This is a genomic window from Pseudomonas sp. 1L-B-1-E-C1 (genome assembly GCF_057291835.1).
On sequence record NZ_JBXAWN010000014.1, the window covers coordinates 153,834 to 165,405 of the forward strand.

Below are 11,572 nucleotides of genomic sequence, written 5' to 3' on the forward strand. Positions count from 1 at the left end.
CTTAATCCCCTTTGCCCTTTTCAATAACATGCTCTGAGGCAGGCGCCGCGACCCCGGTTTGGGCCTTCTCGAGAGCATGCTGCAATTTTTCGTTTTCAGCCTGAAGTTGCTGAGACTTGACCCACTGCAATTCAGCTTGGCCCACAAATTCTTTGTGATGCGCTTGAAGATCCAAGAGTTCGCTCTCTTTGCTCTTTGCCATCTCCATCCAGGTCTCACGCTGTTCGGCAAGCCATTGCTTGTCGACTAACAAGCTGGACACCTGTTCTGTGAAAGTCTGGCGAATTTCACTGATTCGCTGATGTCGACCGTGCAGCAACTCGACGCCCTTGAGCGCCACCGTCAACTGTTCTTGAGAAAACTTCTCTTTCGCCGGTGCGACTGTCGTCGGATAACCGAACGCTTCAAAATCCTTCGCGTAGAGGTCGTCTATCAACGCTTTGGAACGAGGACTTATGAACTCCGGAAGGTAAGGAATAAGGCTTTCATTTGCTCTGGCCGTCGTGAACGGGTTGACGTAAGCATCGCCGAGATGACTACGAAGCGCGGCGTTAAGCTCTGAAGTGTCTTCAATTTTGGAAATGAAGTCGTAAGAGAAATTCAGCGGCTGGAGCAAATCGTACTGTGGTGTCCAGTGTGAATCCTTGAACCCCTCACGCTCATGCGCATACAAGTACTCGAGAAAGCACTCGAACGCAGCTGTCACGTCAGACATGACCTTAACCGGGCAGTCCAGAAAAGCTTGACTAACGTAAGGTTCAATCTGCAGTGGCTCGCGCAGCAAGATTTTCGATTGCCAGGCAGAAAACAGCCTTTTGTAGGGATTCCTTACCAACGCAAAGCTAAAATAACCTTCACTTATGACCTGAGCCAGCCGCTCTTCGGAACGAACCAGAAGATTCGGAGCTACGGCCAGCAGCGTATCGTGGATGACAAGTTCCGGATCGGTCTCTGAACTAATTTTCTTCTCTCTAACGGCCTGGGCGACGCCCTCAAGCTCCGCAAACCACCATTTCAGAGACGTGCAAGCCACCTTTGGAGTGGCGACGTAGAACAACTTCTGCTTATCCGAAACGCAGCTATTCCACGAAAAATAATCCAGTAAACTTTCTTCACTACTGTTTGTCATCACCGTCCTCTCAGGCTTCATATCTTATCTCGCGAACGGAAACTTTATCGACACTAGACTGTGCCAACCCGAGCGCCCGGTGTTCTTCAACGTGAATTAGCCAGCTCTTCAGCGCAACATACGCGAACTGGGAAATTTTTTGATGTTCAGAGCAATTCAAGTGCGGGCTCATCGACCGAAACATCCATATAACCAAACGACCTCGCCCCCTGATCCGACACCACCCTGAACATCGAAGCATCCAGAATCCGATGGCACAGGGTTGGCTCGCTCTCCGACCACACGCCCCCACCGACGAAGTATACGCCGGGGAGCATCACCATCTTGCAGCTGAACGTGACTCGAAACTCGCGCTCAGCGGCTTCACAGTCAAAATATTTCCCTTCATCGGGGAAACGCTGACCGGTAATCACGACGCCCGACACCGTGCGAATATGCATCGCAAAGAAAACCCGCGAAACCGCGTCAGTGAGCTTGCCACGCATGACAATATCGTATTCGCCGCCGGCCTTCAGGACATTACAACGATGTCCTTCTTTGTCGAACACCTCGAATGCGTCGATTCGAGCACCTTGTTCGGGGTAGACCGTAGTCGACTCAGGCACCATTCCGGCATCGAAGTACTGGTCTTGCGCCGGAGCATCCTGCCCAGCTTCCAGCGGGGTCGTTTCGACAGCAATCTTGTCCATACCAATTGCGCGGAATTCCTCGATCAATCGAGGCTGTTCGTCCGCGGGCGCGTAAATCAGCTTTTGATACGCCCGGACTACTTCCATCGGCGATCCGGTACAGACGCGTTCACCGCGCTCCATCAAAATCGCCCGATCACACAGCTCGACAACCTGCGGTCCCGAGTGGGAGACGAATAGAATAGAAGTGCCCTTCGCCTTCAACTCATCGAGCCTGGCGAAACACTTGCGCTGGAAGCGCTCATCACCGACCGCCAGCGCCTCATCGACAATCAGGATGTCCGGGTCGACCATCGCCTGAACGGCAAACGCCAGACGCACGATCATGCCGCTGGAGTACGTCTTGACCGGCTGATGAATGAACTCGCCAATGTCGGCGAATGCGGCAATGTCGGCGTAGCGCTCATCCACTTCCGCACGGCTCAAGCCGAGAATCGCGGCGTTCATGTAGACGTTCTCGTGCCCGGTGAACTCTGGGTTGAATCCGGAGCCGAGTTCAAGCAGCGCGCCGATACGGCCCAGAGTCTGAACATCACCGACGGTCTGGTTCAACGTACCGCAGATGACCTGAAGCAACGTCGATTTGCCGCTGCCATTACGGCCGACAATACCGACCGTTTCGCCTTTCTTGATTTCGAACGAGACGTCCTTGAGCGCCCAGAACTCCCGATAATATTGTTTGCGCTGTCCAGCAACCATCTGCATGAGACGATCGCGAGGCTTGTCGTAAATGTGATAACACTTGCTGACATTCTGCAGCTTGATTGCGATTTCAGAGGACATCGGCAAACCCCTTTCTAGTCTTCTGGAAGAAGGCAAACCCCAGGTAAGCCACTGCAATCGCTATGCATGCGTAGATGCCGAGCGCCTGCCAATCAGGCTGCTGCCCGAAAAACAGTACGGCCCTTACGTTCTCCACGGCCACGGTGAGCGGGTTGAGCAAAAGCAGATGCCGATACTCCTCCGGCACTGCTGTAGCAGGATAGAAAATCGGCGCCAGGAACATCAGACCGCTGGTCACCAGGCCGATGAAATGCGCGACATCTCGCATGTAAACACCGATGGCGGCCAACCCCCATGACAGACCCAGGATGATCAGCACCAGCGGCGCTATGACCAGCGGCAGGTAAAACAATGTGAGCGGCGGTATGCCAAAGAACACGCAGTAAGCCAGCAACCACACAATCAGGCTGACCAACGCATGGAACAAGGAAGAGCCGGCGATTACGCACGGCAGTATTTCCAGCGGAAACACGACCTTCTTCACGTAGTTGGCATTTGAAATAATCAGATTGGGCGCGCGGGTGACGCACTCTGCGAACAGGTTGAAAACCATCAGGCCGGCGAACAGGATCAACGCGAACTCGGCTTTTGAATCACCGGCCCCAGTCCAGCGTGAATTGAAAATGAAGCTGAACACGAATGTGTAGATCGCCAGCATCACGATCGGATTGAAGAACGACCAGAGAATGCCCATAAAGGAGCCGCGGTAGCGACCGATGACTTCGCGCTTGATCAAAGCAATGATAAGTGCGCGATTGCGCCAGACACTGGAGAACATGACGCCAGGCGCCGCTGAAAACTTCTGCATTAACCTGTGACCTCAAAAAAACTCATTTTCAAACCCCTTTTCACAACATTCATCATCAAATTCCTTTGAAAATGATTGCTACTGCAAGCCCCAGATTCCCCAGGAGCGTCTGGCGGTAAATACCCGAGCGCCATATCCCGGTGATGCGTCCAGCCAGGCCATGCTTGCGAGCATTCTTGAACTGGCTCAGCACTTTGCGGTTCTGCTCGGTCAGAAGATGCTCAACCACCTCCAGGTGCTCGATGTTCTGGTCGATCCAGCGCCGCAAACGTCCCTGAAACATTTTCCGGATACGCGTCAGGGCGGCCATGAATCCCGCATTGGCGCCTATCGAATTCATTTCGTGCTGCCGATAGAAAAGATGCGGCACCTGATCGAAATGAAACTGCCCGCCGGCGCCTGTCACCAACATATAAGCCCACCAGTCATGGGCGACAATGCCCCGAGCCGGCCCCGCTTTCAATAGCTCATGCGCCGCGCGATTGAAAACCATCGTGTTTCCGGCGGCGACATTCTGTATGAGCGCATTGGGGAAGCTGAAGTCGCGGCAATATCCGGGGGTCATTCCCACTTCGACACCGGACTCATTGACTAGCGTCGTCCGGGAGGCATAAAGCGCAGGAACGCCAACGGGTACCTGACGTAGCCACGTCAACGCAGCGCTGAGCTTATCGGCCGCCCAGACATCATCCTGGTCGGACCATGCATAAAAATCAGCGCTGATATTTTCCAGACAGGTCACCGACATGAAGTTGTCGGCGAACCCCGTTCGAGGGCCGGAAAGCAACGTCACTTTCTGCTCCCCCATACGCGCCTGAAACAACTTGAGAATCTCCAGTGTCGAGTCGGACGATCCGTCATCGGAAACGAACAGACGCCACTGCGTATGTTGCTGCTGTTCAATGGAGCTCAATTGCTCGGAAATAAATCGCTCACCGTTATACGAGCACAGCAATATCGCGACAGACTCATCCAGCCCCGGCACTTCGACTGTATCGACACTCAGGCCGGAGTTCGCGGAATCCGCTGATAAGGGGCTTGACACTGTATGCTCCACTGCAATTAAAACGCCGGTCGGAAGCCTGAGGAATCATATCCAGTGCTTCGACGGCATCGGCTTCATTCGTTCCCTTCATGAAGCGGGCGATTATAGAGAACTTTCATCTGCGGTTGTTGGGCTTCGAGCAGGCGAAGCGAAATCGCAAAACCCGCTCCAGCCTCGATCAGCACTTCCTGCCAACGACCGCAGTCAGCCAGCAGACGAAGAAAAACAGAAACTTGTCACGCGGCCGCCTACGGCACTGCCCGCCCCTGACGGATAACCGCAGCAAATCACGCCGCCGCAGAGGCAACCAGTTGCTTACGAAGGGGTTTTTATCCGCCCCGACAAGCAGTGCGATGGCCTGAACTTGCTTGAACCACCAGCCTTCATGGATGGTGACATAGCGTTGAAATAGTGACGTCAACCCGGTATTGGCGCCTACTTGGTTACTCTCGTGCTGCCGATAAAGCATGCTCGGCCGCGAATCGATGAACCATTTGAAGCCATGACTGCGAGCGAACGCATAGCAATACCAGTCGTGCAAACTGACTTGCTGCAGCCGCTCCCAATCCTGAACGACCTGTTGGCGCAGTGACCGGGCAAGCGCGGGGTTTAACACGTAAGTGCAGCCTGGCCCCGCCGCCTCGAACAGAAAATCCCAGGCAACTTGTGGCTGACTCTTGTCGAGCAGGATGGTCTTGCCATCCGGCCAGAAAGCCGTGACATTGCTCGAGTAGGCATCGACTCCGTGCGAGGCAATGGCTTGTGTAGCGCGCAGCAACTTGTCGGACTCCCAGATATCATCCTGATCTGCAAACGACACAGCATCGTAATCGTGAAGATCAACATCTCGAATCAAACGAAAAAAATTACGCGCCGCACCACCAAAACGCCCGGCAGGAGGCAAAAGAATCACGCGACTGTCGACCTCTTCGAGAGCTTTGCACCAGGCCTCGGTGCCGTCATCGGACAAATCAACGCTGATATGAATAGTGACATCGACGGACTGCTGACCGAGGATCGAAGCTACCTGCTCCTCGATCCACTGCATGCCATTGTAGGCAGCCAGCAAAACCGCAATCTTGGGATGTTTTACTGGCATGCCATTCCTGCTAGCAGCGATTAAACCCACCGATTGAAAGCGCGAGGCTTTCGAATCAGCGAGAAGGCGAGTCCAGCAGTTTTTGCAGGTACTGACCGTAACCGGTTTTCTTCAAGGCATTTGCCTGAGAACCCAGTTGCTCTGCTGTTATCCAGCCATTGTGGTAAGCAATTTCTTCGAGGCACGCCACTTTCAAGCCTTGACGCTGTTCGATGGTGTGAACGAAGTGACTTGCTTCCAGCAGGGAGTCATGGGTACCGGTATCCAGCCACGCGAAGCCACGGCCGAGCATTTCGACATTCAAAGACTTCTTATTGAGGTAGGCGCTGTTCACATCAGTGATTTCCAGCTCGCCTCGCTCCGACGGCTTAATATTCTTGGCGATTTCCACGACATCGTTGTCGTAGAAATACAGACCGGTCACCGCGTAGTTGGATTTCGGCTTCAACGGCTTTTCTTCGATGCTCAGGGCACGGCCTGTCGCGTCGAACTCGACCACGCCAAAACGCTCCGGATCGGAAACGTGATAGCCAAACACAGTGGCGCCACTCTCCTGCTCATTGGCAGAGCGCAGGTTGTCCGAGAAGTGCTGGCCGTAGAAGATGTTGTCACCCAGGATCAGGCAGCAAGGGTCCTTGCCGATGAACTCTTCACCGATGATGAACGCTTGTGCAAGTCCATCCGGGCTCGGCTGCTCGGCATAAGTCAGCTTGATACCGTAAAGGCTGCCATCACCCAGCAATTTGCGGAAGTTCGGTAGATCTTCCGGCGTGGAGATGATCAGGATCTCGCGCATGCCGGCAAGCATCAGTACCGAAAGCGGGTAGAAAATCATCGGCTTGTCGTAAATCGGCAGCATCTGCTTCGACACGCCGAGGGTCAGCGGATGCAGGCGAGTGCCCGAACCGCCGGCGAGGATGATGCCTTTACGATTATTGGTGGTCATTTGTTCAGAACTTCCCTAAGCATTCGAGTTACACCACTTTGCCAATCCGGCAAGTGTAGAGAAAAATTGTCGCGTAGCTTTTGTGTATTCAACCGCGAGTTCAACGGACGACGTGCGGCAGTCGGATAAGCCGTTGCCTCGATGGGTTCTATTGCCTGTACGGCAAGCGACTCGCCATTGGCCTTGGCAAAATCCAGGACATGACAGGCATAGCCGTACCATGACACTTCCCCAGCGGCTGCCAGATGATACAAACCGAACAGCTCCGGGCGCTTGAGCGCTTGCTGCAGTGCCAGTACGGTTATATCCGCAATCAGATCGGCACCTGTCGGCGCTCCCACCTGATCAACGATGATATTGAGTTTTTCGCGTTCTTTACCCAGACGCAGCATGGTCCTGGCGAAGTTGCCGCCACGAGCGCTGTAAACCCAACTGGTACGAAACAGCAAGTAACGGCAACCGGAGACCTGAACGGCTCGCTCCCCCGCCAACTTGCTTTCGCCGTAGCGATTCAGCGGCTGCGGTTCGTCGCTCTCCAGCCAGGGCTCTTGTCCCTGACCGCCAAACACGTAATCAGTCGAGTAGTGGACCAACCAGGCACCCACTTCGCGAGCTTCATCGGCGAGAACCTGGATAGCTCGCGCATTCACCAGATTAGCCTGATCTGGCTCGGACTCGGCAGTGTCGACGGCATTGTAAGCTGCCGCATTGACGATCACGTCAGGCTGAATCTTGCGGATTGTCTCGCGCAAGGCCGCTAGGTCGGTCAAGTCACCAGACAACCCGTCAACGCCATGCCGACCCAGTGCGATCAATTCGCCAAGCGGCCGAAGGGATCGTTGCAGCTCCCAACCCACCTGACCATCCTTTCCCAGAAGAAGGATCTTCATGCCTTGTTCGAACGATCCGCGTAGTTCTGATCGATCCACTGCTGGTAGCTGCCGCTCTTCACGTGCTCTACCCATTCAGCGTTGTTCAGATACCACTCGACGGTCTTGCGAATACCCGTTTCGAAGGTTTCTTCAGGAGTCCAGCCCAGCTCACGCTGGATCTTGCTGGCATCGATTGCGTAACGCTGATCATGGCCCGGGCGATCCTGGACGTAGGTGATCAGACTGGCATGCGGGCGATGTGCAGAATCCGGACGCAGCTCGTCAAGCAGGGCGCAAAGTGTACGAACCACTTCGATGTTCTGCTTTTCGTTATGACCGCCAATGTTGTAGGTCTCGCCGATAACACCCTCGGTTACGACCTTGTACAGCGCGCGAGCATGGTCTTCCACATAGAGCCAGTCGCGGACCTGATTGCCTTTGCCGTACACCGGCAGCGGCTTGCCTTCCAGCGCATTGAGAATGATCAGCGGGATCAGCTTCTCGGGGAAGTGGCAAGGGCCGTAGTTGTTTGAGCAATTGGTGACCAGTGTTGGCAAACCATAGGTGCGAGCCCAGGCACGAACCAGGTGGTCGGAACTGGCCTTGCTGGCCGAGTATGGCGAGCTTGGCTGATAAGGCGTAGTTTCGGTGAACAGATCTTCCGGGCCTTCAAGATCACCATACACTTCGTCAGTGGAGATATGGTGGAAGCGGAAGTTGCTCTTGCGGGTATCGTCCAGCGCGGACCAATAGTGGCGCGCGGACTCGAGCAAAGTGTAAGTACCGATGATGTTGGTCTGGATGAACTCGGACGGACCAGAGATCGAGCGATCGACGTGGGATTCTGCGGCCAGGTGCATGATTGCATCGGGTTGGTGCTCACGCAGGACACGGTCGATCTGGTCACGATCGCAGATATCGACACGCTCGAAGGCGTAACGCGAGTTCTGGCTGACTTCTGCCAGGGACTCCAGATTACCGGCGTACGTCAGCTTATCGACGTTGACCACTGCGTCGGAAGTGTTGGAGATGATGTGACGGATGACTGCCGAGCCAATGAAGCCGGCGCCGCCGGTAACTAGAATTTTCACGCGAAACGATACCCTTGAGCTGCGGACAGCGCTGCCAGCGAGCGCGGTCTAATCCATGATGCAGAAGCCACTAACTGGCATCCGTCAGAGTCAATCTGAAAATCGACATGCATTAAGGCACGATCGAACAAGGGAGGCATTTTACAGCTTAATGATAGTTTTACTAATGGATAAAGACAGGCTGAGGCGCAATTTCGACAGATGCCGTGCTCGCGTCGCTTTCAGATCATTCGCTTGCGTGCAGCTCTGGACGAACGTCCCAGAAACCAGCCCAGTACCGGGCCGATCAGCATACCGATCAGCAGTGCCAATACCGCGACCACTGATACCGGCAGTTGCGGGCCGGAAAAACCCAGAAAAAGAAGCGAAACCGACTGCTGGTTCTCAAGCACAAACGCCAGAACAATCAGAACCATCAGCAGAAGAAAAACGCCAAGCAGTATGCGTTGCAGATTACGCATTCAAGCGCCCTCGAATTTGAATAGCGAAGATCACGCGCCCTCCTCCTCTTCTTCGTTCACGCGGTCACGCAATTCCTTGCCCGGTTTGAAATGCGGGACGAATTTACCGTCCAGACTGACGGACTGTCCGGTCTTTGGGTTGCGACCAACGCGCGGTGCGCGGTAGTGCAGGGAGAAGCTGCCAAATCCACGGATCTCGATACGATCACCGGTGGCGAGGCACTGAGACATTTGTTCAAGCATGGTCTTGATGGCCAGCTCCACATCCTTGGATGAGAGTAGCCCTTGATGGGTGACAATTCGTTCGATCAACTCCGACTTCGTCATATTTTTCCCTTCTTTTTCAAGCAGCTAGATCAGCGCTTGAAAGGTTTTAGCATGCCCGGATGATTTTGAACAGCCCAGGGATTGACATATCTTTCCCGGGGTCAAAACGCCCATTTTCAGGGCATTCCCTAGCGAGTCGGATCGCCGCTCACTTAACGACACATCACCAGCATGGTCCGGGTTACAAAGCCTGCGGGATTGAAGCCGAACAGGTATTCGTCTTCATCTTTGGCATCGTCAGAACGGGTGATGACCTTATAGCCCTTGCCTTTGCACTCCTTCGCTGCACGCTTCTGGCACTTTTCCCAACCGGAACCCAACCCGGAGCAATCGACCTCGATACCACTGACCCCGCGCACCGCATGAGTCTTCGCACTGGTGGTACACCCTGCCAGCGCCAATACCACCGCAACAACAAATAACTTGTTCATCCACTTCCTTATGCCAGGCAAGCCTGACGACTAATGCTCAAGATCAAGCTTAGTCGCCAATAGGCGATTGATCCGATTAAAGAAACAGACCCGCAGCCGAAGCCATTGGTTTCATGCACGGACGTACAAAGACCAAATCGCAGGCACAAAAAAGGGCGACCGAAGTCGCCCTTTTTAATGATCAAGCAGAACTCAGTTCTGTTTGGCCATTGCTTGACGCAGCAGTGCCGCCATGGTGGTGTCAGCTGCTTCGCCTTCCGGAGCTGCTTTCAGGCTCTGGATGGCTTCTTTCTCTTCAGCGTCGTCTTTCGACTTGATCGAGAGCTGGATTACGCGGCTCTTGCGGTCAACGCTGATGATCTTGGCTTCAACTTCCTGGCCTTCTTTCAGAACGTTGCGCGCGTCTTCAACGCGGTCACGGCTGATTTCGGAGGCTTTCAGGGTAGCTTCGATGTCGTCGGCCAGAACGATGATGGCGCCTTTGGCGTCAACTTCTTTCACGGTACCGGTCACGATAGCGCCCTTGTCGTTAACCGAGACGTACTCGGAGAACGGATCGCTTTCCAGTTGCTTGATGCCCAGCGAGATGCGCTCGCGCTCTGGGTCAACCGACAGGATGACGGTGTCCAGCTCGTCGCCCTTCTTGAAACGACGTACGGCTTCTTCGCCCACTTCGTTCCAGGAGATGTCGGACAGGTGAACCAGACCGTCGATGCCGCCGTCCAGACCAATGAAGATACCGAAATCGGTGATCGACTTGATGGTGCCGGAGATCTTGTCGCCCTTGTTGAACTGGCCAGAGAAGTCTTCCCATGGGTTCGACTTGCACTGCTTGATGCCCAGGGAGATACGACGACGCTCTTCGTCGATGTCCAGAACCATGACTTCCACTTCGTCGCCGACTTGTACGACTTTCGAAGGGTGGATGTTCTTGTTGGTCCAGTCCATTTCCGAAACGTGTACCAGACCTTCAACGCCTTCTTCCAGCTCAGCGAAGCAGCCGTAGTCGGTCAGGTTGGTAACACGAGCGGTAACGCGAGTGCCTTCTGGGTAACGGGCTTTGATAGCAACCCATGGATCTTCGCCCAGTTGCTTCAGGCCCAGGGAAACACGGTTGCGTTCGCGATCGTATTTCAGAACCTTGACGTCGATTTCGTCACCAACGTTGACGATCTCGGAAGGATGCTTGATGCGCTTCCAAGCCATGTCGGTGATGTGCAGCAGGCCGTCCACGCCACCCAGATCGACGAATGCGCCGTAATCGGTGAGGTTCTTGACGATACCTTTGACTTGCTGGCCTTCCTGCAGGGATTCCAGCAGAGCTTCACGCTCGGCAGAGTTCTCGGCTTCGAGGACGCTGCGACGGGAAACGACAACGTTGTTGCGCTTCTGGTCCAGCTTGATGACCTTGAATTCCAGCTCTTTGCCTTCCAGGTGCGTGGTGTCGCGCACAGGACGGACGTCAACCAGGGAACCTGGCAGGAACGCACGGATGCCGTTAACGTCGACAGTGAAGCCGCCTTTAACCTTACCGTTGATAACGCCCTTGACCACTTCCTCGGCTGCGAAGGCTGCTTCCAGAACGATCCAGCATTCAGCGCGCTTGGCTTTTTCACGGGACAGCTTGGTTTCGCCAAAGCCGTCTTCAACCGAATCCAGAGCAACGTGAACTTCATCACCAACGTTGATGTTCAGTTCGCCAGCATCGTTGTAGAACTGCTCAAGCGGGATGAGTGCTTCAGACTTCAGACCAGCGTGAACGGTTACCCAGCGAGCCTGGTAATCGATATCAACGATAACACCGGTGATGATGGAGCCTGCCTGAAGGTTCAGGGTTTTCAGGCTTTCTTCAAAGAGTTCCGCAAAGCTTTCGCTCATTTTAATTCCTGTA

12 protein-coding genes are annotated in these 11,572 nt (G+C 54.4%); all 12 read right to left on the reverse strand.

Annotation, left to right across the window (positions count from 1 at the left end):
• Position 1 precedes the first annotated feature (1 nt).
• Positions 2-1,129: a sulfotransferase family protein gene (locus tag AC0Z4S_RS23295; protein ID WP_485624752.1), complete on the reverse strand. Its 1,128-nt coding sequence runs from the start codon at positions 1,127-1,129 to the stop codon at positions 2-4.
• 146 nt (positions 1,130-1,275) lie between these two features.
• On the reverse strand, positions 1,276-2,601 hold the full coding sequence (locus AC0Z4S_RS23300) for an ABC transporter ATP-binding protein (protein ID WP_485624753.1): 1,326 nt from the start codon (positions 2,599-2,601) through the stop codon (positions 1,276-1,278).
• Positions 2,591-3,409, reverse strand: a complete 819-nt coding sequence (locus tag AC0Z4S_RS23305; protein ID WP_485624754.1) for an ABC transporter permease — start codon at positions 3,407-3,409, stop codon at positions 2,591-2,593. Before AC0Z4S_RS23305 ends, AC0Z4S_RS23300 begins: the two co-directional genes overlap by 11 nt.
• A gap of 55 nt (positions 3,410-3,464) precedes the next feature.
• Positions 3,465-4,454, reverse strand: a complete 990-nt coding sequence (locus tag AC0Z4S_RS23310; RefSeq protein WP_485624755.1) for a glycosyltransferase family 2 protein — start codon at positions 4,452-4,454, stop codon at positions 3,465-3,467.
• Between the two features lie 178 nt (positions 4,455-4,632).
• Positions 4,633-5,553 carry a glycosyltransferase gene (locus tag AC0Z4S_RS23315; RefSeq protein WP_223631195.1) on the reverse strand — a complete coding sequence of 307 codons (921 nt, stop codon included), beginning with the start codon at positions 5,551-5,553 and terminating at the stop codon, positions 4,633-4,635.
• Positions 5,554-5,608: 55 nt separating this feature from the next.
• Positions 5,609-6,499: a glucose-1-phosphate thymidylyltransferase RfbA gene (gene rfbA, locus AC0Z4S_RS23320; protein WP_223631194.1), complete on the reverse strand. Its 891-nt coding sequence runs from the start codon at positions 6,497-6,499 to the stop codon at positions 5,609-5,611.
• Positions 6,496-7,389, reverse strand: coding sequence for a dTDP-4-dehydrorhamnose reductase (rfbD, locus tag AC0Z4S_RS23325; protein WP_485624756.1), 894 nt, complete (start codon positions 7,387-7,389; stop codon positions 6,496-6,498). Before rfbD ends, rfbA begins: the two co-directional genes overlap by 4 nt.
• Positions 7,386-8,462 carry a dTDP-glucose 4,6-dehydratase gene (rfbB, locus tag AC0Z4S_RS23330; protein ID WP_485624757.1) on the reverse strand — a complete coding sequence of 359 codons (1,077 nt, stop codon included), beginning with the start codon at positions 8,460-8,462 and terminating at the stop codon, positions 7,386-7,388. The genes rfbD and rfbB overlap by 4 nt, the downstream gene beginning before the upstream one ends.
• A 221-nt stretch (positions 8,463-8,683) precedes the next feature.
• Entirely contained in the window at positions 8,684-8,923 is a 240-nt protein-coding gene (locus tag AC0Z4S_RS23335; protein WP_485624758.1) for a lipopolysaccharide assembly protein LapA domain-containing protein, read from the reverse strand.
• A gap of 30 nt (positions 8,924-8,953) precedes the next feature.
• Positions 8,954-9,250 (reverse strand): integration host factor subunit beta, encoded by a 297-nt coding sequence (gene ihfB, locus AC0Z4S_RS23340; RefSeq protein ID WP_007950920.1) that lies wholly within the window; start codon positions 9,248-9,250, stop codon positions 8,954-8,956.
• A 152-nt stretch (positions 9,251-9,402) separates the two neighbouring features.
• Positions 9,403-9,681 carry a hypothetical protein gene (locus tag AC0Z4S_RS23345; RefSeq protein ID WP_485624759.1) on the reverse strand — a complete coding sequence of 93 codons (279 nt, stop codon included), beginning with the start codon at positions 9,679-9,681 and terminating at the stop codon, positions 9,403-9,405.
• Between the two features lie 192 nt (positions 9,682-9,873).
• On the reverse strand, positions 9,874-11,559 hold the full coding sequence (rpsA, locus tag AC0Z4S_RS23350) for a 30S ribosomal protein S1 (RefSeq protein ID WP_016770920.1): 1,686 nt from the start codon (positions 11,557-11,559) through the stop codon (positions 9,874-9,876).
• Between the last annotated feature and the right edge of the window lie 13 nt (positions 11,560-11,572).

Bases quoted from the DNA above. Each gene is read 5' to 3' on its own strand.
- AC0Z4S_RS23345 (WP_485624759.1), bottom strand. From the start codon at position 9,681: ATGAACAAGTTATTTGTTGTTGCGGTGGTATTGGCGCTGGCAGGGTGT.
- ihfB (WP_007950920.1), bottom strand. From the start codon at position 9,250: ATGACGAAGTCGGAGTTGATCGAACGAATTGTCACCCATCAAGGGCTA.
- AC0Z4S_RS23335 (WP_485624758.1), bottom strand. From the start codon at position 8,923: ATGCGTAATCTGCAACGCATACTGCTTGGCGTTTTTCTTCTGCTGATG.
- AC0Z4S_RS23315 (WP_223631195.1), bottom strand. From the start codon at position 5,553: ATGCCAGTAAAACATCCCAAGATTGCGGTTTTGCTGGCTGCCTACAAT.
- rfbA (WP_223631194.1), bottom strand. From the start codon at position 6,499: ATGACCACCAATAATCGTAAAGGCATCATCCTCGCCGGCGGTTCGGGC.
- AC0Z4S_RS23295 (WP_485624752.1), bottom strand. From the start codon at position 1,129: ATGACAAACAGTAGTGAAGAAAGTTTACTGGATTATTTTTCGTGGAAT.
- AC0Z4S_RS23305 (WP_485624754.1), bottom strand. From the start codon at position 3,409: ATGCAGAAGTTTTCAGCGGCGCCTGGCGTCATGTTCTCCAGTGTCTGG.
- rfbD (WP_485624756.1), bottom strand. From the start codon at position 7,389: ATGAAGATCCTTCTTCTGGGAAAGGATGGTCAGGTGGGTTGGGAGCTG.
- rpsA (WP_016770920.1), bottom strand. From the start codon at position 11,559: ATGAGCGAAAGCTTTGCGGAACTCTTTGAAGAAAGCCTGAAAACCCTG.
- AC0Z4S_RS23300 (WP_485624753.1), bottom strand. From the start codon at position 2,601: ATGTCCTCTGAAATCGCAATCAAGCTGCAGAATGTCAGCAAGTGTTAT.